Origin of the sequence: Meridianimaribacter flavus (assembly GCF_004366715.1) — a bacterium.
GTDB classification, from domain to species: domain Bacteria; phylum Bacteroidota; class Bacteroidia; order Flavobacteriales; family Flavobacteriaceae; genus Gaetbulibacter_B; species Gaetbulibacter_B jejuensis.
The window spans coordinates 1,005,504-1,029,516 of the sequence record NZ_SOQZ01000001.1; the positions used below are offsets into that span (position 1 = coordinate 1,005,504).

At 32.8% G+C, this 24,013-nt stretch carries 23 protein-coding genes; 9 read left to right on the top strand and 14 right to left on the bottom strand.

Going from position 1 to position 24,013, the window contains the following annotated elements:
- The first annotated feature begins 54 nt into the window (after positions 1 to 54).
- Genes bshC through A8975_RS04640 form a run of 5 tightly spaced genes read left to right on the top strand, consistent with a single transcriptional unit; the run spans position 55 to position 6,042 of the window.
- Positions 55 to 1,656 (top strand): bacillithiol biosynthesis cysteine-adding enzyme BshC, encoded by a 1,602-nt coding sequence (gene bshC / locus A8975_RS04620; protein WP_134198825.1) that lies wholly within the window; start codon positions 55 to 57, stop codon positions 1,654 to 1,656.
- Between the two features lie 57 nt (positions 1,657 to 1,713).
- Positions 1,714 to 3,249, top strand: a complete 1,536-nt coding sequence (guaA, locus tag A8975_RS04625; protein ID WP_129759002.1) for a glutamine-hydrolyzing GMP synthase — start codon at positions 1,714 to 1,716, stop codon at positions 3,247 to 3,249.
- A gap of 60 nt (positions 3,250 to 3,309) precedes the next feature.
- Positions 3,310 to 5,220, top strand: coding sequence for a LysM peptidoglycan-binding domain-containing protein (locus A8975_RS04630; RefSeq protein WP_134198826.1), 1,911 nt, complete (start codon positions 3,310 to 3,312; stop codon positions 5,218 to 5,220).
- Between the two features lie 42 nt (positions 5,221 to 5,262).
- Positions 5,263 to 5,811: a DUF922 domain-containing protein gene (locus A8975_RS04635; RefSeq protein WP_134198827.1), complete on the top strand. Its 549-nt coding sequence runs from the start codon at positions 5,263 to 5,265 to the stop codon at positions 5,809 to 5,811.
- Positions 5,812 to 5,814: 3 nt separating this feature from the next.
- On the top strand, positions 5,815 to 6,042 hold the full coding sequence (locus tag A8975_RS04640) for a DUF3820 family protein (RefSeq protein WP_129759937.1): 228 nt from the start codon (positions 5,815 to 5,817) through the stop codon (positions 6,040 to 6,042).
- 7 nt (positions 6,043 to 6,049) lie between these two features.
- On the opposite strand, the gene A8975_RS04645 is transcribed toward A8975_RS04640, so the two are convergent.
- The 6 genes from A8975_RS04645 to A8975_RS04670 all read right to left on the bottom strand — a co-directional run bounded on the left by A8975_RS04645 (position 6,050) and on the right by A8975_RS04670 (position 11,458).
- On the bottom strand, positions 6,050 to 6,595 hold the full coding sequence (locus tag A8975_RS04645) for a YfiT family bacillithiol transferase (RefSeq protein ID WP_134198828.1): 546 nt from the start codon (positions 6,593 to 6,595) through the stop codon (positions 6,050 to 6,052).
- Between the two features lie 11 nt (positions 6,596 to 6,606).
- Positions 6,607 to 7,170: a hypothetical protein gene (locus A8975_RS04650; RefSeq protein ID WP_134198829.1), complete on the bottom strand. Its 564-nt coding sequence runs from the start codon at positions 7,168 to 7,170 to the stop codon at positions 6,607 to 6,609.
- Between the two features lie 19 nt (positions 7,171 to 7,189).
- Complete coding sequence (locus A8975_RS04655; RefSeq protein WP_134198830.1) at positions 7,190 to 7,612, bottom strand: DoxX family membrane protein; 423 nt, start codon at positions 7,610 to 7,612, stop codon at positions 7,190 to 7,192.
- A gap of 73 nt (positions 7,613 to 7,685) precedes the next feature.
- Entirely contained in the window at positions 7,686 to 9,953 is a 2,268-nt protein-coding gene (locus A8975_RS04660) for a TonB-dependent receptor plug domain-containing protein (protein WP_134198831.1), read from the bottom strand.
- A 37-nt stretch (positions 9,954 to 9,990) separates the two neighbouring features.
- Positions 9,991 to 10,890: a FecR family protein gene (locus A8975_RS04665; protein WP_134198832.1), complete on the bottom strand. Its 900-nt coding sequence runs from the start codon at positions 10,888 to 10,890 to the stop codon at positions 9,991 to 9,993.
- A 52-nt stretch (positions 10,891 to 10,942) separates the two neighbouring features.
- Positions 10,943 to 11,458: an RNA polymerase sigma factor gene (locus A8975_RS04670; RefSeq protein ID WP_131505717.1), complete on the bottom strand. Its 516-nt coding sequence runs from the start codon at positions 11,456 to 11,458 to the stop codon at positions 10,943 to 10,945.
- A gap of 96 nt (positions 11,459 to 11,554) precedes the next feature.
- Here A8975_RS04670 and A8975_RS04675 point away from each other — a divergent pair, with 96 nt between their 5' ends.
- From A8975_RS04675 to A8975_RS04685, 3 genes are all read left to right on the top strand, one after another.
- Positions 11,555 to 13,549 (top strand): hypothetical protein, encoded by a 1,995-nt coding sequence (locus A8975_RS04675; protein ID WP_134198833.1) that lies wholly within the window; start codon positions 11,555 to 11,557, stop codon positions 13,547 to 13,549.
- A gap of 197 nt (positions 13,550 to 13,746) precedes the next feature.
- Positions 13,747 to 15,075 (top strand): signal recognition particle protein, encoded by a 1,329-nt coding sequence (gene ffh, locus A8975_RS04680; protein ID WP_129758993.1) that lies wholly within the window; start codon positions 13,747 to 13,749, stop codon positions 15,073 to 15,075.
- A gap of 60 nt (positions 15,076 to 15,135) precedes the next feature.
- The gene (locus A8975_RS04685) at positions 15,136 to 16,014 is read left to right on the top strand and encodes a bifunctional 5,10-methylenetetrahydrofolate dehydrogenase/5,10-methenyltetrahydrofolate cyclohydrolase (RefSeq protein ID WP_131505715.1); all 879 of its coding nucleotides are present in this window, start codon (positions 15,136 to 15,138) and stop codon (positions 16,012 to 16,014) included.
- Here A8975_RS04685 and rluF read toward each other — a convergent pair.
- The 6 genes from rluF to A8975_RS04715 form a co-directional block, all read right to left on the bottom strand.
- Positions 16,011 to 16,757: a 23S rRNA pseudouridine(2604) synthase RluF gene (gene rluF / locus A8975_RS04690; RefSeq protein ID WP_134198834.1), complete on the bottom strand. Its 747-nt coding sequence runs from the start codon at positions 16,755 to 16,757 to the stop codon at positions 16,011 to 16,013. The two genes, A8975_RS04685 and rluF, sit on opposite strands and share 4 nt — an antisense overlap.
- Positions 16,758 to 16,777: 20 nt before the next feature.
- A complete protein-coding gene (locus A8975_RS04695; protein WP_134198835.1) occupies positions 16,778 to 17,605 on the bottom strand; it encodes an alpha/beta hydrolase in 828 nt (275 codons plus the stop codon).
- Complete coding sequence (locus A8975_RS04700) at positions 17,606 to 17,965, bottom strand: cupin domain-containing protein (protein WP_131505711.1); 360 nt, start codon at positions 17,963 to 17,965, stop codon at positions 17,606 to 17,608.
- Between the two features lie 68 nt (positions 17,966 to 18,033).
- Positions 18,034 to 19,008 carry a YitT family protein gene (locus A8975_RS04705; protein WP_134198836.1) on the bottom strand — a complete coding sequence of 325 codons (975 nt, stop codon included), beginning with the start codon at positions 19,006 to 19,008 and terminating at the stop codon, positions 18,034 to 18,036.
- Positions 19,009 to 19,034: 26 nt separating this feature from the next.
- Positions 19,035 to 19,589, bottom strand: coding sequence for a hypothetical protein (locus A8975_RS04710; protein WP_134198837.1), 555 nt, complete (start codon positions 19,587 to 19,589; stop codon positions 19,035 to 19,037).
- A 49-nt stretch (positions 19,590 to 19,638) separates the two neighbouring features.
- A complete protein-coding gene (locus A8975_RS04715; protein WP_134198838.1) occupies positions 19,639 to 21,174 on the bottom strand; it encodes a helicase HerA-like domain-containing protein in 1,536 nt (511 codons plus the stop codon).
- 104 nt (positions 21,175 to 21,278) lie between these two features.
- On the opposite strand from A8975_RS04715, the gene A8975_RS04720 reads away from it, so the two are divergent.
- On the top strand, positions 21,279 to 21,908 hold the full coding sequence (locus A8975_RS04720; protein WP_134198839.1) for a 7-carboxy-7-deazaguanine synthase QueE: 630 nt from the start codon (positions 21,279 to 21,281) through the stop codon (positions 21,906 to 21,908).
- Between the two features lie 49 nt (positions 21,909 to 21,957).
- On the opposite strand, the gene A8975_RS04725 is transcribed toward A8975_RS04720, so the two are convergent.
- Together A8975_RS04725 and A8975_RS04730 are read right to left on the bottom strand one after the other, a co-directional pair.
- Entirely contained in the window at positions 21,958 to 22,491 is a 534-nt protein-coding gene (locus A8975_RS04725; RefSeq protein WP_134198840.1) for a DUF2911 domain-containing protein, read from the bottom strand.
- A gap of 93 nt (positions 22,492 to 22,584) precedes the next feature.
- Positions 22,585 to 23,853 carry a YCF48-related protein gene (locus A8975_RS04730; protein WP_134198841.1) on the bottom strand — a complete coding sequence of 423 codons (1,269 nt, stop codon included), beginning with the start codon at positions 23,851 to 23,853 and terminating at the stop codon, positions 22,585 to 22,587.
- Positions 23,854 to 24,013: the final 160 nt, after the last annotated feature.

The window sequence follows — 24,013 nt, forward strand, 5'->3', positions numbered from 1 at the left end:
TAGATTCTAAAAAATGGAATAACTGTATATTTACACTTCAATTGAATTGTATTTATGCCAACTGACTGTATTCCGTTTAGAGATACCCATTATTTTTCAGGTCTAATTTGTGACTATTTAGAGGAGCAAGAGCCTTTAAAACCGTTTTATAACCGATTTCCGAAGCTAGAAAATTTCAAAGCGCAAATCGATGAAAAGCGGTTGTCGGTTTCATCTCAATCGAGAACTGTTTTAGTGAAAGCTCTGCAATCTCAGTATGAAAATGTTTCAATATCTCAGTTAACAAAACAGAACATTCAGTTACTTGAGCACGATAATACGTTTACAATTACTACAGGTCATCAGCTTAATTTGTTTACAGGACCACTTTATTTTTTCTATAAAATCATTTCAACTATCAATTTGTGCAAGGAGTTGAAACAACAATTTCCTGAGCAGCATTTTGTACCTATATATTGGATGGCGAGTGAAGACCATGATTTTGAAGAAATAAACTATTTCAATTTTAAAGGAAAAAAGGTACAGTGGAACAGAATTGCATCAGGAGCTGTAGGCGAATTGGATTTAGACGATTTAGACCATGTTTTTGAAGCGTTTGCAAGTCAGTTGAACACGTCGTCCAACGCTGAAACCTTAAAGCAATTATTCAAAGAAGCCTATTTAGAGCATCAAGATTTAACCCAAGCGATGCGTTATTTGGTGAATGCTTTGTTTAAGGAATATGGACTTGTAATTGTTGATGGAAATGATGCAGCACTAAAGCGATTGTTTATTCCTTATATAGAAACAGAGCTCACGCAACAAACCTCTTTTACTAAGGTAACTTTGGCAAATGAGCAGTTGAATGCTTTGGATGGCAATTATAAAATTCAAGTTAATCCAAGAGAGATTAATCTGTTTTATATTAAACAAGGTTTAAGAGAGCGAATTGTGGAGCAAGATGGTGTTTTTAGAGTTCACAATTCTAACATTACATGGAGCCAAACCGAAATATTACAAGAGCTTAACGAGTTTCCTGAGCGTTTTTCGCCAAACGTTATTATGCGACCATTATACCAAGAAGTTATTTTGCCTAATCTTTGTTACATTGGTGGAGGCGGAGAGTTAGCCTACTGGTTACAGCTCAAATTAAATTTTGAAGCGCAAAACGTGGTGTTTCCAATGTTGTTGTTGCGAAATTCAGTATTGATAACTACCGAAAAGCAAAAAGAAAAACTTAAAAAACTTGATGTTTCTGTAACCGATTTGTTTTTAAATCAAGATGATTTAATGACAAAAGTGACTAAAACTATTTCTAAAGTAGCTATCGATTTTTCTTCACAAAAAACACATTTACAACAACAGTTTGAAGCCTTGTATGCTCTAGCTGAAGCAACTGATAAATCGTTTAAAGGTGCAGTTGCAGCACAAGAGCGTAAACAAATAAAAGGTCTTGAGAATTTAGAAAAACGATTGCTTAAAGCCCAAAAGCGAAAACTAAACGACCACTTAGAGCGTGTAAAGGAAATTCAAAATGAATTATTTCCTAATCATAGTTTGCAAGAGCGTAACATGAACTTTTCTGAATTTTACTTAGAATACGGAAACACATTTATTTCAAAACTAATAAGCGAATTGCAACCATTAAAAGGTGAGTTTTTGATCCTTGAATTTTAGTTGAAAAAAAACTTGGTTTCCTAAAACGAAATTCTAAAAACCTTGTTACTTTTGCACATGCAACACAACAAAGTACTTATTTTAGATTTCGGTTCGCAATACACACAACTTATTGCGCGTCGCGTTAGAGAGTTGAATATCTACTGTGAAATTCATCCATTCAACAAAATTCCAACTGATTTAGACAGTTTTAAATCTGTAATTCTTTCAGGAAGTCCAAACTCTGTGAGAGGAGAAGATGTTCTACATCCTGACCTTTCAGAAATTAGAGGAAAAAAGCCACTTCTAGCAGTATGCTATGGTGCGCAATATTTGGCTCATTTTTCTGGAGGAGAAGTAGCGCCTTCTAACACTAGGGAATATGGAAGAGCAAATTTAAGTTTCGTTAAAGACAATGAAGCTTTCTTTTCTGGAATATCAAAAGGAAGTCAGGTTTGGATGAGTCATAGCGACACTATAAAGCAATTACCAACCAATGGTGTTTTATTAGCTAGTACTCACGATGTAGAAAATGCGGCTTATAAAATTGAAGGAGAACAAACCTACGCTATTCAATTTCACCCTGAAGTATATCACAGTACAGATGGAAAACAGTTATTAGAAAATTTCTTAGTAACTATAGCTAATGTTGAACAAGATTGGACACCTCAATCGTTTGTTGAAGAGACAGTTGATGCGCTTAAAGCGCAGTTAGGTAATGATAAAGTTGTGCTAGGGCTTTCAGGAGGAGTAGACTCTTCGGTAGCTGCAATTTTATTACACAAAGCCATAGGTAAAAACCTGTATTGCATTTTTGTAAACAACGGATTACTACGTAAAAACGAGTTTGAAAGTGTACTTAAGCAATACGAAGGCATGGGACTTAATGTAAAAGGCGTTGATGCTTCGGCACGCTTTTTGGATGCTTTGGAAGATGTAAGCGATCCTGAGCTTAAACGTAAAGCTATTGGTCGCGTGTTCATTGAAGTTTTTGATGATGAAGCACATCTTATTGAAGATGTAAAATGGTTAGCGCAAGGGACTATTTATCCTGATGTTATAGAAAGTGTTTCTGCAACAGGAGGACCAAGCGCAACAATTAAAAGTCATCATAATGTTGGAGGATTACCAGATTTTATGAAGCTAAAAATAGTAGAGCCATTAAAAGCTTTATTTAAGGATGAGGTTCGTCGTGTAGGTGCTTCAATGGGAATGGATAAAGACATTCTAGGTCGTCATCCTTTTCCAGGTCCAGGATTAGCAATTCGTATTTTAGGAAGTCTAAACAGAGAAAATGTTCGTATATTACAAGAGGTAGACGCTATTTTTATAGATAATCTTAAAGCTTGGGATTTATACGATAAGGTATGGCAAGCAGGTGCAATCTTGTTGCCTGTAAACAGTGTAGGTGTTATGGGAGATGAGCGTACATACGAAAAATGTGTTGCGCTAAGAGCTGTAGAAAGTACTGATGGTATGACTGCTGACTGGGTAAATTTACCTTATGAGTTTTTACAAAAAACTTCTAATGAAATAATAAACAAAGTAAAAGGCGTTAATAGAGTAGTATACGATATTAGTTCAAAACCGCCTGCTACTATTGAATGGGAATAACAACGTCCTGCTAAGCAGGAATCCTTAATCTTTTTGGATTAGGATTTTAAAGTAAATTATATGAAGAAACTTGTTTTAATAGCTATCATTTTTTTTGCAACATGTATTACAGCATTTGCACAAGATTTTAAAACACACAAAGTAAAACAAGGAGAAACTATTGAAGACATTGCCAAACAATATTTGGTAACACCTTTTGATATTTATGCTTTAAATCCTGATGCTAAAAAAGGCCTAAAGGTTAATACGGTTTTAATAATTCCTACTTCAAAAGTAAAAGAAGAAGATCTCACTACCGAAACTAAAGAAATTATTGGTTTTAGAACTCATAAGACCAAGCGAAAAGAAACGCTTTACAGTATTTCTAAGGAATACGATATTGAAATTGATGAGATTAAAAAGCACAATACCTTTTTATATGCCAATAATTTAAGAAAAGGCGATAAGCTAAAAATTCCTAGATATAAAACTGTAGTATCTAAAGTTACTATTGATAATAGTATCAAAAAGTATAAGGTTTTACCAAAGGAAGGAAAATGGCGTGTTGCTTATAAGTTTGGAATAACTGTACCACAGTTAGAAGCTCTAAACCCTAATATGAATGAGGTTTTACAACCTGGAGACGAGCTCAATGTTCCTAATATTTCTAATAATGAAGAAAAAGTAATTGAGGAAAATTACAATTACTATACGGTTTTAAAGAGCGAAGGTTATATGGCTTTAAACCGAAAGTTAGGATTAACACAAGAGCAGTTAGAAACTCTAAATCCTGAGCTTAAAGAAAGTGGTTTAAAACTAGGAATGGTGTTAAAAGTACCATCAGATGTTGATACTACAATTTCAACTAATGATGTAGCAAATACCAATTTGACTAGTCATCTTAAAAACTTCAATACTAAGCGTATTGCTTTAATGATGCCTTACCGATTGAATCGAATAGATATTGACTCAATTGCTGATGTGAAAAGAGCGATTAGAACAGACAGTCGTTTGTCTATCTCATTAGATTTTCATGCAGGAATGCTGTATGCTTTAGATTCGGCTAAACGATTAGGAATTTCTACGTATTTAAAAGTGTTTGATACTAGAGATCATGCTAGTGAGGTTACTAAAATTTTAAATTCAAATGACTTTTCAGATTATGATGCTGTAATTGGTCCATTAATGCCAGATAATTTTGATCGTGTAGCTTCAGATTTAAAACGCGATAACATTCCTGTGATTTCGCCATTTACAACACCAAAGAACTTATATGATAACGTGTATCAAACTGTACCATCTTCTGATTTGCTACAAAAAGCAATGATTAATTTTGTGAAGTTAGACACATTACCAAAACACATTGTTATCATTTCTGATGCTAAAAATAAAGCGGTGAGTAGCATGATAAGATCTGAACTCGCTGCATCAAAACAAATCTTTTCAAGAAAGGATAAAGACGGAAAAGACTCAAATTATATTTTAATTTCTGATTTGGATGGTGTTTTTAAACCAGGAAGAAATATAGTTTTTCTAGAAACCTCAAACGAAGCTTTTGCATCTAATGTTATAAGTATGCTTAATGGTATTCATAACGATGAGCAACAAATAGTACTTATGACTACTAATAAAAATAGTGCTTTTGAAGGTGAAAATATTTCAAACTACCATTTGTCTAACTTAAAGTTTCATTATCCTTCAGCAAATAAAACATTTAGCTCTTCAACTACAAATGGATTTGTGAATGCTTATAAGAGAGAACATAATGGTGTTGAACCTAACAAATATGCTGTAAGAGGTTTTGACTTAACTCTAGATGTGCTAATGCGATTAGCGTCTGAAGAAGACTTATTTGACGCTTCAGGAAGTGAGATAGAAACAGAGTATGTTGAGAATAAATTCCGTTATTCTAAAAAACTTTTTGGAGGTTACTTTAATGAAGCGGTTTATATTGTTAAGTACGACGATTTAACAATTGTTGAGGCTAAGTAAAATACTTTATACTATTTAGAGTGTAACTAGCGTTTTAAAAACATGTTACAGCTTAAATCCATATTCTTATTTTTAAGTATTGTGTTATTATCTACTTCAAACGAGGTTACAATCTCTTGGAGAAATAACTACAAACTAAGTTGGGAACACTTTAAAGGTCAACCTCAAAAAAATACTGATGCTGTTGCAGTAACTGCGTCAGGAATTACATTTTCTTATAGTTTAAAACATAGAAATTCTAAAGTAATTGATTTTACAGCCAATGTTGAAGCACATTTTTATCCTGAAAAATCTTGGTATATAAAAGAGCGAGCCAATCAATATATTTTGGCTCATGAGCAATTGCATTTTGATATAACTGAGTTGCATGTTAGAAAATTAAGACATCAAATAAGTCAAGTTAAGATTAATAATTTTCTCAAGAAAACACTGGATAGATTGCACCAAAACAGCAATGAAGAATTAGCTAAAATGCAAAAGCGTTACGATACTGAAAGTCATAATTCCATAAACACCGAAGCTCAAACTAAATGGCAAAAGTTTGTTGCTAAAGAACTTGAAAAATACGAAGCTTATAAATCTGCAGATTAAGTGATACAACCCGATAAAGATTTTCTTATAAAATTAGCACATTACAAAATGCCTTACGGTAAATATGAAGGAAGAGACCTTATTGATTTGCCTGAGTATTATGTGGTTTGGTATCATAATAAAGGGTTTCCAAAAGGAAAGTTAGGAGAGATGCTTCAAACCGTTTATGAGTTAAAAATAAATGGATTGGAAGATCTAATTAGGAATATTAAAAAGCAATATCCTAAGTAAGTAGTTTTTAAAACTCACCTTTATGCGTTAATGCTTGCTTAATATGCGCTGTATGATGGTTGCTATGCCATGCATAAATACCAATTGTTTCTTCTAATGAAAAACGTTTTCCATGTTCAGGATGAATAAACTCGCGCTTCAGTTCTTCATTGTTTAATGACTTAAGTAGCTTAGTGAGTTTGCTATGTATTCCTTTTAAGAGTGTTATACTGTTAGAGAGGTCATCATCAGTTGAATCCGGTAATTCAGCCCAACGGTTTTCGAGGTAAGGTTTTATGATTGGAGCGTCTTCGGTTAGAGCAAGCTTAAAACGAATAATGCTGTTTAAATGGCTGTCGCCACAATGATGAACCACTTGTTTTATAGTCCAACCATCTGGTCTGTAAACCCAATTAAGTTCTTCTTTAGTTAGGTTTTTAGTTAGTGCTTCAAGAGTGCTTGGTAGTTGTTCAATATCATTAATCCAAGATGTGATATGATCTTGGGTAATTAGTTCGGGCTTTTTAAAAGTCCCAATAGGATATTTTAGTTTTTGAAGTGCTTCAGTAGTCATAAGATTAAAAATTAAAATCGGTAACCAATTCTTAAATGTAAATTAATTGCTACATCACTAGTTTCAAGTATTCCACGATCAAAATCTTCAAGATAGTGAACATACCCAATACCTATTCCTGCTTCATAGGTAAAATGATTTCCAAGATGACGTCTTATTCCCCAAGTAGGAATTATTGAAATATCACTAATAAAGTTAATGTTATCTTCATTAGCAATGATAAACCAATCAGGATGATAGCTTGTTTTTATTGAAACAAAATTTCCGCTGTTGCCATCAGTTCGTCTAGACTTATCAGCTCTTTTATTTAAGTTATAATACCAACGAGGTTCTAAAGTGATTACAGGCGCAAGTAAAAAGCCATAAGAATCATAAATGTCATTTCCCCAAATACCAGCATCTAAACCTATTTCGCTTCGTAAAGCAATACTGTTTGAGAGCCTAGATTCATTATGTACCCAAATACCTAAAAAGCCAGTTTGTACACCAAAGGTAGATTTTTCTACACTAGTAGTTTGGGATTGTGTTGAGAGTGAAATAGTAAAAAAGGTTAAAATAAGTAAGGCTTGTTTCATTTGTTTATAGTATTGGGTGTTATTTAGAAATGAGTGTGTCTAATTCAAAATATTTTTCTTTAATAAGGCTTAATGCAAAAGCTGCTGCAGCTGCACTAAATACAGAATAATCCAATGCGCCTTTAACTCCTGTTGAAAATGTCATTGATAAGGCAAAAACTAATAATAGTATTCCGCTAAACTTGGCTATAAGTTCTGTTTTAAAACCAATAATTAGTAAGATGGCAAAAATAATTTCTAAAGCAGTGGCAAGTGTTCCTAATGCAGGAATTATTGCTTCAGGAAGCCAAGGGTTGATAAGTTGCGTGTACTCTAAAAAATTGTTCCAGTTTCCCCAAGTAGAAATAGACTCAGGCCACCATCCAAACCTATCAAAACAAGCTGATAAAAAACCTGCAGAAATTGCAAACCGAAGAAAAAGCTTAATGATTTTAGTATTCATAAATGTTGTGTCGTTAGCATGAGCAAGATAATGAAATTACTTGTCAATAAGTTTAAAATTAAAGTAATAAATGCTAGAAATGAATTCTGAAATTAACATTAGGAGTAATACCTAACGACCTATTTTTTATAGCAGAAATTTCATCGTTTTCATCAATGATGTAATAGCTGTTGATAGTGTTTACTTTATTCAATACATTCCAAATAGACAAACCAATAATAGCATTGGTTGTGTTGCCCATTTTAAACGTGTAATTAGCAGAAAAATCAGCACGTAAATAGTCTTCAAGGTTTGAGGCGTTAGGTGAATTGTATTCAATAATATTGTTAGAAGTATTTTGAACAGTATCAGGTAAAGTTACTGGTTTTCCTGAGTGCCAATTTACACCTAAAGCGAGTTTTATGCTGTTTATTTGGTAAGTTCCTGCAAAAGTTAAAGAATGTCTTACATCAAGGTTGTTTGGAAATGTATTGCCATTGTTTAAGTCGTCAAAAGTGTAATCGTTTTTACTAAACGAGTAGCTCAACCAAGCACTTGTATTAGTAAACTGTTTGTTTATTAAAAAGTCAATACCTTTTACTTGATACCTTCCAATTGCATCAGTAAACTGATATTGGTTTTGAAACCCTTGACTTCTGCTTGTAATACCATCAACATCCTTAATAAATGCTTCAGCGCTTATCAGTAATTTATTTTTGTTATAATGAATTCCTGCAGAACCTTGCTTACTTTTTATAATAGGAATATCAATATCGTTTGAGAGTACCCAACGTCGTTTTTCAATGCCTAAAAAATCGTTTTGAAGATCGATAATTTGTGACATGGTTTGACTTTTAAATTCTGCGAGAAACTCTAAGCGAAAAAGATTACTAAGTTTATGACTTACTGCTAAACGTGGTTCAGTAAATACTTCTGAAAGCTTGTCAATGTAGTTGGTTCTTATACCAATTCTGGCATAGGTGTTTTTGTTTCCAGAAGTAAACTCAGCTTCACCATAAATACTATGCGTTTGATTAATTTGTTTCGTGAAATTATGAAACTCTGGGTTGTTAACATCCTCTGAATTACTTACCACAACACCATTAAGTTGGTAGCCTGCATGTATTTTTAAATTTGGGTCAATATGGTTGGTAGCATTAATTTTTAAAGTAAGATCGCTAACGTCATTTTCTTGAAGTAAACGTTGGTTGTTTGCCACATCATAGTTAGTGGTGTTTAAGTTGTATTTGGAAAGATAAAGTTGAGCGGTTGTGGTTAATGAACTGTTCCAGTATTTTAAATATTCAGCACCAAAAGCTAGATTATTCTGTTTTAAGCTACTGCGTAATGTCTCATTCATATCGTCAGTCATAGTCTCTTCGTCATAGCTTAAATTGTTGTTTATGGTTAAAAAATTAAAACGAAGTTGATCAGTATCTGAAATATCATATAGCAGTTTTGTACTTATATCATAAAAATAAAAGGTTTCATTGCTGGTAAGTGTATTGTTGGATTGGTTATTTGATAAATCAGAATCCTGAAATACACGTTTAAAGTATTGGTCGTAGGTTGGTGTAAAAATAAAATCGGTTATCGATCGTCTTGCTGAAACCTGAAGTTCGGTTTTTTTACCTAAAGGCACTTTGGCAAAACCATCAGCACTAATAAGGTTAAAACCTGTTCCTGCTTTAAATTTATGGCTTAATGAATTGGATTGCTGAATATCTATAACGCTAGAAATTCCATCACCAAACATAACACTAGTACCATTTTTAGATACATTAACGGTTTTGGTTAAATATGGATTGAATGCAGAAACCAATCCGAAAAAATGACCGGATTGGTACATTTTAATTCCATCCCATAAAATAAGATTTTCATCATGAGAACCACCACGAACATTAATGTTTGATACCGTTTCATCAACACTTATAATACCAGGAAGCGCTTGTATTGTTTGTAAAATGTCAGGTTCGATTAATCCTGGTAGAATACCAAATTTTTCGGTTTCAATAACCACTTTACCATCACTCTTTTTCAAAATACCTTTAGTAAGGTAATTATTGATGACTATTTCTTCTAGTTTTTGGGTAATGATATTACTAAAAGGGCTAGATGGTTTTGAAATGACTACGCTGTAATCATCAATAACAATAAAGTCTAATTGTGTTTCGCGCTTTAGTAGGTCTAAAGCTTGTGTTAGCGAAAGTGTTTTGTCTGGTAAGCTAGCAGTTGCACCTTCAATAGTTTGATCTATGTAGTTAAAATGAATGTTGTAACGCTGTTCTAGAGCACTTAAAATATAAACAAGCGATTGAGTTTCTTTTGAGTTGTTTTGAGCCTTAATGCCAATAACACTCAAAAAAAATAAAGGTATGAAAAGATAAAAAACACCTTTTTTACTCACGCTTTAGTGTAATCGTATTATCCGTTTTTTTGTAAGTTAAATGTAAAGGTAAGGTAATAGATTTTAATGCATTTTCAATGTTATTGTGAGTAAAACTTCCTGTAAATAATTGAGAACTGTCTAAGTTAATAACATGAAAATTCACATCGTATTGACGCTCAAACTCTGCAATAACTTCTTTATAAGGCATACTTTTAAAGTAGCTTTCATTGTTTAACCAAGATGGTTGTGTTTTAAGTTCTTTTTCTTTTTCAATTAGTTTTCCATTTAATAGTAAAAAACTTTCACCAGCATGTAGTTTTGTCTCTTTTCCTTTGTAAGTAACACCAACAAGACCTTCGTAACAAATTACTTCAAAATAGTTTTCTCGTTGCTTAACATTAAACTGAGTACCATAAACGGTTACGGTTCCATAAACTGTGTTAACGTTAAAACTGCTTCCTTTTTCCACTTTAAAAAAAGCTTCTCCTTTTAAGTCTACAGTTCTTTTTTTATTCCATTTATGGGTATTGAATGTTATTTCAGAAAGTGAATTTAAAGCCACCGAAGACGCATCAGGTAGTTCAATTGTAGTTTTTTCAGCTAATTGCGTGTTAACCAATGTGTCTTGGTTAATGGTGAAAAAATAAATTCCAAAAGAAATAACAAATACAGCTGCAATGCTCATAGCAATAGATAACCACTTTTTTTGTGGAGGTTGCTTTGAGGTGTTAATGTGTTGCATAACATTGTTTAAAGCTTCAGAAGTGTTGTATTCAGGAGCTTTAAAATGCTGCATGCCATTTGATAACTTTACCAAATCATCATAATCTTCAAGCTGTTTGAAAGCTTCAAGTTCATCAGAGGTTAAGTTATGGTCTAGCCATTTTTGTATTAAATCTTCTCGTTTCATGTCTTCAATTACAACTATATAACAGTTAGGTGTTAAAATATCCTACCCTTAATTACAATTCTTTTATATCTTCTCTAAGTTTTTTTAGTGCACCATAAATTCGTTTTTCAACAGCTTTTACCGAAATATCTAGTAATTCAGCAATTTCTTTAAAACGTTTTCCTTCAACTCTGTTTAGTAAAAAGGCAGTGCGTTGTGCTTCGGTTAAGTTGGCGATGGCTTTTTCTAGTTTTTGTAAATATTCCTGTTCTTCCATTACAAAATCAGGAGACTCATTTGTATAATGCTTAGGTTTAATTTGCTGATGCTTTAATACTACTTTTTGATGAGCAGCTTCATTGAGCATTAAATTATTTGCAGTCGTAAATAAAAAACTCTTTGCTTTATTTGAAGGAATCTTACCACAGTTTTGCCAAAGTTTAATAAAAGCTTCTTGCACTTTGTCTTTTGGGTTTAACTGTTCACCAAATTTATAGTGTAAAAAGTTGTGCAGATTTTTAGCATGCTTCTCAAATAATGAAGTAAATAATATCTCGTCACAAATATTGTCATGTAATGGTTTGGGCATACAGAAAAATTAAGATCATAAAATTATAAAATTAAAATATATGGTAGGTGTTTTTTAAAATCATCTGTTGTATAAATAAAGACAACCTATAGAATTATGAAAATTAAACATTTATTAGTTTTAGCCTTTTTTGTCCTATTAGCCCCAATTATGGTTACTTCTTGTCAGGATGAAGAAATTGAACCAAACCCAGAAAACGAAAACATTATCAACTCTGAAATAGCTCTTGTAAGCCTTATGCAATCTACTTCGGCTTATGATGGTTCAGTAGATGATATTATGGATGAAGCCAATTGTTTATCTGTTAATCTACCTGTAACAGTTTTAGTAAATGGTATAACAATTACAATAAATACTCTTGAAGATTTAGGTCTTATTGAAGCGATTTACAATGAGTTTGATAATGATGATGATGTATTGGAATATATTTTTCCTATAACTATTATTTTAAACGATTACACCGAAATTACAATTGAAAACCAAGAGCAGTTGCAAGAGTTTATTGATGAGTGTACTGCTGATGAAGACGTGATTGAATGTATAGATTTTCAGTACCCAATTTCGTTTTCAATGTATGATACAAACTTTCAGGTTATAGATACAGTTGTTATTGGTAGTGATTTTGAATTATATGTGTTTTTACAAAGTTTAGAAACCTCCAATAGTGCTGTTGTTCTAGCAAGTTTAAACTTTCCAGTTACAATGGTTTATGCTAATGGAGATACAGTTGAGGTTAATAGTAATCAAGAACTTGAAGCTGCTATAAATGCTGCAGAGGAAGAGTGCGATTATGATGATGAGGAGGATTGCACACTACAAGAAGTATCTGAAGCACTACAAGATTGTCATTGGGAAATTGTGTCTTACAATGGAGACGATAATTTCATAGATTTTGATTTAGTATTTGGAGGTGGTGGAGCCTTGCAAATTAGTGAAGGTGATTTAACTGAAGTTGTACTAGGTAGCTGGAATTTAGAATCTACAGACCAAGGTATTGTATTGTCAATAGAGCAACTTACAGCTTTTTCACAAGATTTAGGTGGAGATTGGTTAGTTGTTGATTGTGCTGATGATAGATTTGAACTTGTTAGAACAGTTGAAAACACAACTACCGAAATTGTTATGGAAATCAACTGTGATGATAATCAAGTTAGCTGCGATTTTCAAGATGTAAGAGATTACTTAGTGGCTTGTCCACAAATACCAGCTCTAAATGGTTATACTCCATCATTTACAACATTTACATTTCATGACTCAAATGAAATATCTACTCTATACGAAAATGACCTTTTATATTCTGGTACTTGGGATATCGCTATGATTGAAGGGGAGTTAAAGGTATTTATAAACTTTAACGGACTTGAGGATTACAATGGAGAATATGCTGTTGTAGAGTGTAATGAAGATTCTTTAGTATTACAGAAAGGAGAAGATGTATTAGTGCTGACCCAGCAATGTACAAGTGACAATCCGTTTGAATGTTTTTCAAATACAGAATATGTAATCTGTGATAATGAAGAGCCTTTTAACGACGGAATAGCAACTTTTGATTTATATGATATTTTCCCAAATTGTAGTAATGATAATATAGAAATGACATTCCATGAAACATTAATGGATGCAGAAACTGGAGTAAATGCTTTAACCTCGCCTTATAGCAATGTTGTAAGTTCTTCACAAACAATATATGTATCAGCAACATTGGCAGGAGGAAATACATTTGAAATTTTTGAGGTCAATCTTGTCGTTGAAGATTGTGGTCAAACTTGCTCAGAGCAAGATGTAGATGCATTTCTTTTAGATTGTACTTGGAATGTAGTAAACTATAATGGTAGTGATAATTTAATAGTTTGGAATTTTGATTTTGAGTCGTCAAATAATATTGTGGTTATTTATACTGAAACTGCAACTATAGATGCAACATGGACGACCTCTCAAACAAACGATGGAGTTATTATTGAGTTTTCTAATGTAGCAGGATCAGATATTCAAGCTATAACAGGTCAATGGCTTGTAGTAGAATGTGAGGAAGATAGGTTGCAGCTACATCGAGAAAATGATATAATGGTTATTGAAAGAACATGTGATTGAGTCTTTATACATGTTGAAAAACCTCGTGTTTTTTAGTTTTTAGGTTAGTTAAAAAGGATTGTAATAATTTTACAATCCTTTTTTCGTACAGAATTATTGCTAATACTTCCTTAATACACTACAAATTCTTAACTTTGCGACTTTCTAAAAAGCATTGAAGTTTTTTACCGATATGTACTTAAAAAGTAGAGAGATATATGTTTAATAATTTAAGTGATAAGTTAGATAAAGCGCTACACGTATTAAAAGGTCATGGTAGTATTACTGAGGTTAATGTTGCTGAAACCCTTAAAGAAGTAAGACGAGCGCTTTTAGATGCCGATGTCAATTTTAAAATTGCTAAAGAATTTACGAATAAAGTAAAGGAAAAAGCACTAGGTCAAGACGTATTAACAACGTTACAACCAGGACAGTTAATGGTTAAAATCGTTAAAGACGAATTAACCGAACTAATGGGTGGAGATGCCGAAGGTATTAACCTTTCTGGTACACCAAGCGTTATATTAATGTCAGGTTTACAGGGTTCAGGTAAAACAACTTTCTCTGGTAAACTAGCCAATTATTTAAAAAACAAAAAAACCAAAAAGCCTTTATTAGTAGCCTGTGACGTGTATCGTCCTGCAGCAGTAGATCAGTTGCATGTAGTAGGTGAACAAATAAATGTTGAGGTATATAGTGATAAAGGTAACCAAGATCCTGTAGCTATTGCGCAAGCTGGTATTGCTCATGCAAAAGCTAATGGACATAATGTGGTTATTATAGATACTGCTGGTCGTTTAGCTGTAGATGAAGCGATGATGACCGAAATATCAAACATCCACAAAGCCATTCAGCCACAAGAAACATTATTTGTTGTAGATTCTATGACAGGTCAAGATGCTGTTAATACAGCTAAAGCCTTTAATGATGTTTTAAATTTTGATGGTGTAATTCTTACCAAGTTAGATGGTGATACACGTGGTGGAGCAGCTATTTCAATTAAGTCTGTAGTAAACAAGCCAATTAAGTTTATTGGTACAGGTGAGAAAATGGAAGCTATTGATGTGTTCTATCCTTCTCGTATGGCAGATCGTATTCTAGGAATGGGAGACGTTGTGTCACTTGTTGAAAGAGCTCAAGAGCAGTATGATGAAGAGGAAGCAAGAAAACTTCAAAAGAAAATTGCAAAAAACCAATTTGGATTTGATGATTTCTTAAAGCAAATTCAGCAAATCAAGAAAATGGGTAACATGAAAGACCTTATCGGAATGATTCCTGGAGCTGGAAAAATGATGAAAGATGTTGATATAGATGATGACGCTTTTAAAGGTATTGAAGCAATTATTCATTCTATGACACCAGCTGAAAGAACTAACCCATCAATAATAGATGCAAGCCGAAAAAAACGCATAGGTAAAGGTTCAGGAACTTCGGTACAAGAAGTTAACCAGTTGCTTAAGCAGTTTAACCAAATGAGCAAGATGATGAAAATGATGCAAGGTGGTGGCGGCAAACGTATGATGCAAGCTATGAAAAACATGAGGTAACTCATGTTTTTTTATTTCAAATAAGATTACAAATAACAACAATACAACACAACTAATAACATGACAATTCTAGACGGAAAAAAGATTAGTAACGATATCAAAGATGAAATTGCTGCTGAAGTAAAAAAAATGAAAGCTAAAGGAGAAAAAGTGCCTCATTTAGCGGCAATTATTGTTGGTAACGATGGAGCAAGTTTAACTTACGTAGGAAGTAAAGTAAAAGCTTGTGAACGTGTTGGGTTTGAGTCCACTTTAGTTAGAATGTCAAATACAACTAGTGAGATTGAATTGTTAGATAAAATTGAAGAACTAAATGAAAATCCAGATATTGATGGATTTATTATTCAGTTACCATTACCAAAACAAATTGATACTCAAAAAGTGCTTTTAGCTGTTGATCCTGATAAGGATGTAGATGGATTCCATCCTGCAAACTTTGGTAAAATGGCATTGGATATGAGTACTTTTATTCCTGCTACACCTTTTGGTATTTTAGAGTTGCTCGATCGTTATGGTGTTGAAACCAAAGGAAAACATACAGTTGTAATTGGTCGTAGTCATATTGTTGGAAGACCAATGAGTATTTTAATGGGACGTAAAGGTTTCCCAGGAAACTCAACAGTTACATTAACACACAGTCATACAAAAAACATTACACAAATTACTTCTCAAGCTGATATTATCATTTCAGCATTAGGAGTTCCTAATTTCTTAAAAGCAGAAATGGTTAAGGACGACGCTGTTATTATAGATGTTGGTATTACTAGGGTTCCTGATGAGTCTTCTCCAAAAGGGTATGTGATAACTGGTGATGTCGATTTTGAAAATGTAAGTAAAAAAGCAAGTTATATTACACCTGTTCCTGGTGGAGTTGGTCCAATGACTATTGCTATGCTACTTAAAAATACTTTATTAGCTAGAGAAAGACACGTAGGTTAAGGTCTCCTTTTTTTAGATTGAAATGTTTTGGTTGAACCTTCTAGTAACTCATTAAGTTCACCCATTTCATTTTGAGTAAGTTCGCGATAACTCCCAATAGGCATATCTAGCTTTATATTCATAATACGTGTACGCTTTAAGGTTCGTACTTCGTAATTTAAATACTCACACATTCTTCGTATTTGTCTATTTAGACCTTGTGTTAGAATAATTTTAAATTCGTAGGTGCCAACTTTAGTAACCTTACATTTTTTAGTAACTGTATCTAATATTGGTACACCATTAGACATCCTATTAATAAAAGTTTGAGAAATAGGTTTATCAACCGTAACAACATACTCTTTTTCGTGGTTGTTGCTAGCTCTTAATATTTTGTTTACAATATCACCATCATCTGTAAGTAGTATTAATCCTTCACTGGGTTTGTCCAGACGACCAATAGGGAAAATACGTTTATGATAGTTGATAAAATCGATAATGTTATCCTTTTCAACACGAGTGTCTGTAGTACAAACAATACCAACAGGTTTATTAAACGCTAGGTAAGTGAAAGACTTTTTTTTGTTTTCTATAAGTTTACCATCAACATGTACTTCGTCATCAGGACTAACTTTTGTTCCCATTTCGGGTACTTTACCGTTTATAGTAACTCTACCAGCATCAATAAGTTTATCGGCTGCTCTACGAGAGCAATAGCCAACTTCACTTAGGTATTTATTAAGACGTTTAAGATTATCTTCCATAGTGCAAAGATAAAACAAGATTAGGCATCAATAAAATCATTGATATACGAAGTAACAGTATCGTTGTTTAAAGAGTGTCCCATGCCTTGAGTAGTAATTAATTTACTGTTTTTAAAACTACTTTTTATAAGCAAAGCATCCTTGTAAGGGATAATTTGGTCTTGTTCATCATGAATTATTAATCCTTCGGAATTGTTTTGTTTGATGTATTCTGAAGATGAAAATTCTTCAGGTTTTACCCCAAAACGTTCTAGAATTATTGAGTTAATCTTGGTGTTAATACGTTGGTTGTAACCCATCATTTTTGTATACCTACCAAGAATATCTTTAAACTCTGAAGGTGCTCCAAGCAAGATGAACTTTTTTATAAAAGGAGTTTGATATTTGTACTGAAAGAAAATAGAAGCCATACCACCAACCGAATGCCCAATGATAATCTCGGGTTTAAACTTTAATACTGCTACATTAATAAACTCAGAATACAAAATCGCATTAAAACTTGTGCCTCCAGATTTTCCATGTGCTGGAGCATCTATAGCAATAATGTTATAGTCTTTCTTTTTTAGGTTAAGTATAAGGTTTTTCCAACGTGCAGAGTTGCTTTCCCAACCATGTAATAAAAGTATAGTTTTGTTTTTTCCAACCCAACGGTAAGTCATTATTGGGATGTTGTCGTACATCAATTCTTCTCTAAATGATGTTTCTAAAAATTCTGTTTGCTCTTCTGTTGCTTTTCCTTTTAAAGGCATAGAAAATAAAGCCAAAGCTCTATTGGCAGCAAAAGACTTCGATATGTAACTTAGCACGTTTAAGCTAAATCCTAAAAATTTTGCAAGAAGTTGTTTCATTTATTCTCTATTTACTAAATCCATAGAAAATGCTGGTAAGCAAATAGCTAAATATTCACAAGGTTCAGTAAAAGGATTAGAATACTGCACTCTTACGTTTTTGTTAATTTTTATGGATTGACCTGCTTTTAAAATTACAACTTCATTTTCAATTATAAATTGTTTTTGCCCTTTAATTATAAACGTGTATTCGTCAAATTCAGGTGTTTGAAAAGGTTCGCTCCATCCAGGAGGAGCTGTCATGTGTGCAATACTTAGTTGCGAATTTCCATCGGTTGCTAATCCAAAATGTTCTTTAATTGTTTTTCCATCGGTAGTGGGAACTACAAAAGGAGAGTTTTGTACTGTGTAATTTTTCATTTGTGTAAAAAGTTAACCATATACAGCGTTGCTTATATAGTTATGTGCTATTGTTAATTGTTTAGGTGCTATTTTAGAGGTTTTCGTTTTATCATACCTCCTTTTAAGTCTTTTACCAATCCCATTATGATAAAAGCATCTTTGTCTATTTTGTCAATTTCAGTGTGTAGTTTGGCGAGTTCTAATCTGGTTACTACTGTATAAATAATGTCTTTGTCATAACTTTGCCCTTTTCCTCCATAACCGCCTTTTCCAGCATAAATAGTGCAGGCACGTCTTAACTTTTCAATAAGCATTGTTCTTAATTCTTCATGCTTTTCAGAAATAATAGTAACGCCAACATATTCCTCAACACCATCAACCACAAAGTCTACAGTTTTAGCAGCTGCTAAATAGGTTAAAATGGCGTATAATGCAGTTTCAATAGATAGTACGTAAGCACCAAATGAAAAGATGATGATATTAATAAGCAAAAGAACATCACCAACTGTTAGGGATAATTTTCTGCTTAAATAAATTGCCAATACCTCAGTACCATCAATAACACTTCCGCCTCTCATGGACATTCCTATTCCTAAACCAAGAAAAAAACCACCAAAAACAGCAATTAGTAGTTTGTCTTCAGTAATGGTAGGATATTCAATATAATGCACTACAAACCCTAGAAAGGCAATAGCAATAATACTTTTTATGGCAAACTTTAGGCTTAATGTTCTTGCTCCTAAGATAAGAAAAGGGATGTTGACCAGTATAAGCAGAAAACTTAATTCTATGTTTGTGATGTTTTCTAAAAGTAATGAAATACCTGTAGCACCACCATCAATAAAACGATTAGGTAGTAAAAACCCTTTAAGTCCAAAACCTGCTGAAAACACACCAATAATGATAAAAATATACTCTTTAATGGCATGAGATAATTCTACCTGAAGATTTCTTACTACAGGTACAATTTGTCGTTTACTAAACTCGGTAGTAGTCTTTTGGCTAGCTTTGAGTCGTTTGCGAGCAATATCAACTAATATTTTGGAAAAAAATGGATTCATTAATTAAAGTAAACCTAATTTAAATCCTAATTCCAATGAACAAAAAAGTATTTAATTTTTGCTGTGTCAGGAATTTGAGATTTTTCAATTTTTAAGTTCATGTCAAATCTCAAATTAGCTGGTAATTCTTTTTTATCAATTGTAAAGGATGCATTAATTTCATCAACCGAAATCACAATAGAATTAATTAAATTATTAATTCTTGATACAGTGTAATTGTCTTGTATATCTTTAAAAGTACTTAGTGTTGAAATGTTTTTATCTGTTTTGAATCTAGAGTCGATAATTTGAACACTACCAATAGTTGATGTTGAGTCTAAAACTTGTTTAGGAGATAAAATCAATAATTTTTTACCACCTTTTTCAAACACTTCAATATCACTTTTGTTTTCAATAAATTCATCACCTTTTATATAGTTTACAATGGAGTCATTTACAAATAAAGCTTCCAAATCTTTGACTTGTGTAGAGTCGGTAAGTAATCCAATATGTTGTTTGCTAACTTGAAAAGGGTCTTGTTCTTTTTTACAACTTGTTAGAACTAAAGAAAAAATAATAAGGTAAAGCAGGGATTTGTTCATGGTTTTTGTTTTAATGTTATAGTGTTTTTTAATGTGTTGGTATTGAAGATTATTTTTTCATCACTTTAGTAAGGATGCCAAAAACACTTCTAATAAACGTTGCGCTTGTAAGTACTTTTACAACCGGATTCATTCTATTGCTTCTTGTGCTCGAAGTTCTTCGTTTTGATTCAGCTTTTTTAAGTGCTTCTTTTTCTTTTCGAGCTTTTTCCTTAGCTTCTTCAGCCTCAGCACGCTCAATTTTTTCATTTAATATTTCATAAGCACTTTCTCTATCGATAGTTTCGTTGTATTTTTTAACCATTTTAGAGCTAGACAATAAGTTGCTCAATTCAGAATCGGTTAAAACATCCATTCTACTCATAGGTGCACGCATCATGGTTGCTGCAAGTGGTGTTGGTCTTCCTTTTTCATTTAATGCTGAAACTAATGCTTCTCCAGTTCCCAGTGAAGTTAATACTTCAGCAGTATCGTAATATTCTGTGTCAGGATAATTTTGAGCTGTAAGCTTAATGGCTTTTCTGTCTTTAGCTGTAAAAGCTCTTAATGCATGCTGAACTTTTAAACCTAATTGACTTAGGACAGCTTCAGGAACATCAGTAGGGTTTTGTGTTACAAAATACAAACCAACACCTTTACTTCGTATTAATTTTACAATGCTTTCTATTTGATCTAATAAAGCGTCAGAAGCTTCATTGAAAATTAAATGTGCTTCGTCAATAAACATGATTAATTCTGGTCGTCCAGTATCGCCTTGTTCAGGGAAAGTGGAATAGATTTCAGCCAAGAGACTCAACATAAAAGTTGAAAACAGTTTTGGTCTGTCTTGTATGTCAGTCAATCTAATAATGTTTATGTAACCTCTACCATCATCAGCAATTCTAAGTAAGTCTTGGGTGTCAAAAGATTTTTCTCCAAAAAACAAGTCTCCACCTTGTTGCTCTAGTTCAACAATTTTTCTAAGAATTGCTCCTGTAGATGCTGTTGAAATTCGGCCATATTCCTCTTGAAATTCTTCTTTACCTTCAGAAGTGCAATATTGTAGTATTTTTTTAAAGTCTTTTAAGTCTAAAAGCGGAAGTTTATTATCGTCACAATATTTAAAAATAACCGAAATGATTCCGGCTTGGGTTTCTGTTACATCTAAAATTCTTGAAATAAGTACAGGCCCAAATTCGCTAACGGTTGCTCTTAGTCTTACACCATCTTGTTCAGATAATGTCATTACTTCAACAGGAAATGATTTAGCCTCAAAAGGTAAACCAATAGCCTCATGACGTTCATCAATTTTAACGTGTCCAGGACTAGGTTGTGCTAAGCCACTTAAGTCTCCTTTAATATCCATCAATAACACAGGAACACCTTTTTCGCTCAGATTCTCAGCTAAAACTTGTAGTGTTTTTGTTTTTCCAGTACCAGTAGCTCCAGCAATAAGTCCATGTCTGTTCATGGTTTTAAGCGGAACATTTACATAGGCGTTTTTTATAGTTTCACCATCCAACATGGCAGAGCCAAGTGTAATGAATTCACCTTTATTGGTGTTTCCTTCGGTAATGTGGTTAAAGAATTCTTCGTTTCTGCTCATTATTCAAAAAATTTCTATAAAAATACTAATCTAGAATTAATCCAACAGAAAATCTTTTTAACATTTTAACACTAAACTTCTAATAGTAACTTATCTTTGCGGCAATGAAGACAGAGACACAAATATTGGTTGATAAAGGTGAGATGCTTCCTTTAATGGAAGAATTTTACACTATTCAGGGAGAAGGTTATCACAAAGGAACAGCTGCTTACTTTATTAGAGTAGGAGGTTGTGATGTTGGTTGCCATTGGTGTGATGTGAAAGAAAGTTGGAATGCAGACATTCATCCGCCAACTGAAACGTCTAAAATTGTTGAAAATGCCGCTAAGTATAGTGACACAATAGTTGTTACAGGAGGTGAACCGTTAACTTGGGATATGACTGCTTTAACATCACAACTTAAAGCAAAAGGACTGAAAGTGCATATTGAAACATCTGGAGCTTATAAGCTAACAGGTACTTGGGATTGGATTTGTTTGTCTCCTAAAAAATTGAAATTGCCAACTCAAGAAGTGTATGATAATGCTAATGAGTTAAAAGTGATTGTTTATAATAAAGACGATTTTCGTTTTGCTGAAGAGCAAGCAGCAAAAGTAAATAAAGATTGTATTTTGTACTTACAACCTGAGTGGAGTAAACGCGATAAAGTTGTTCCTGAAATTGTTGATTATGTAATGAAAAATCCTAAATGGAAAGTGTCGTTACAAACGCATAAATATTTGAACATACCATAAATAAAAAAAGCCTTGAGAAATCAAGGCTTTTTTAGTGTTTCATATTTTTTTATTTCATTGGAACAGCAACTCTTAGAGTTCCCCAAGCTAAATGCATGCTACCTTCGTCGTCAAATGCTATAGAAAAAGCTTCAAGGCTTTTCTTGCCTTCGCTAACAGGAGCTTCAACTCTTGCTACATCATTGTCTTTGTTATAACTGTAAGCTCCCCAAACATCAACATCAGAATTTATAATAATAGTCCAAGATTTTTCACCAGGAATAGTAAACAGTGAGTAAGTACCAGCTTTAACCTTTTTATCACCTACAGTAACATCTTTGTAAAACGTTATTTCAGTTGCTTCGTTGGCTCCAGTTCGCCAAACTTCTCCATTTGGAGCTAAAGATTGAACTGTTCTGCCTTTTAGTTGAGGTCTGCTGTAAATAACTTTGACAGTTTTTTCAGATACTCTATGGCTACTTGGAAATGCTGCTGCATCCATAGGGCTTTTGTCAAGATCTTTAAAATCTTGAGCGTTCATACTAAATGAGACTAATAAAATTGCTAAACATGCTAGCTTGGATAAATTCATTACTTTTTTCATACGTTGTTTTATTAAGTTTCTAAATTTAAGATTTCACTTATAAAAAATAGAGTTAAGATTGTTAATTTTTGTTAAACAAAAATCGTGCTAAGTTTATTGTTTAATGAATTTTAGAGACTGTCTTTGGAAATTATTATGGAAGTTTATAAAGTAAGTTCCAGATGAAAGTGCACTCACATCAAAGGTATAATGCTTTTCAATTTCAGTTGAAGTAATGATTTCTCTTGAAAGCTGTTTTATGTAAATTCCTTTACTATCGTATAGCTCAATTAGTAGATTGTCATTGTTGTGAAAGTAAATGCTAAACTCTAGTGTTGTGTCTACAGGATTATTTTTAATATGAATATCAAGTGTTTTTGAGTTGGATTCTACTTCGCTAATATTTAAAGAGGCATCGGTAAATTTATAGATAGAGGTTCCTGAAGCATAAGCTAAAGCTGGACTGATAATGAAAATTCTATTTAGGTTAGAACCTACGTTTAGGTTTGTCCATGTTTGTCCACCATCTACTGTTTCGTAAAAACCAGTAGTGTGTCCTCCCATCCAACCTTTATTTTCATTTATAAAACCAACCGCTTGTATTGAGGTTTCAGGAGCATTGTAGCTATTCCAATTAGTGCCAGCATCAGTAGATTTTATTAATTTCCCAAAATGTGGAGCCATTGATTCAACAGCACCAAATACAGTATCATTATTACTTTCTAAGACTTGAAGTTTCCAAACATATTCTCCAGCAATATTGGAGTTGTAAATTTCATTCCAATTTAATCCACCATCGGTTGTTTTTAAAACAACAGCTCCATTAGCATTACTTCCGCAAGCATAACCAGTCAATTCATTAATAAACTTAATTTCTACTAGTGCATTAGCATAAGCAGACATGTCAATGTATTGCCAATTTAAACCACTATCAGTGGACTTTATAATGTAAGCAGGAGTAAAATAGGCTCCACAACCATAAATTGTTGAACTACCTACAGCATTCAAACCACAAATAGCTTGAGGGTTTGGAGAGATATTGGAGACTTCAGTCCAAGTTGTTCCACCATCATTTGTTGAGAAAAATTTACCATTTAAAGTGCCTAAGAAACCAATATTTTCATTAATGAATTCAATGTTTCTAAAGTAGTAGTTGCCACCTAAATCACTAGAACTAGCTTGTTCTATCCAAGTGTTGCCACCATCAGTAGTTTTAAAAATTGCTGCATAATAACCATTTGCAGCCCAACCAGTATTGTCGTTTATAAAGAAAACATCATCAAAACGTTGTCCATTTATGTTAGGAGTAATAGAAGTAGGTTGCCATGTTTGACTAAATAGTACAAAAGGCAAAAGGTAAACGAGTAGGCTTAAGTGTTTCATTTTGTAAATATAAATAACAAAATACAGTTGAATAACTTTTCTATTGATGATAATTTATAGTTTTTAGTTTCAATTTGTAATTTAAATGTTGATTATGTTTTTTATTTTGTAATCTTAAATGAATATTTGCTTCATAATATGTAACAACTGATATAAAAAA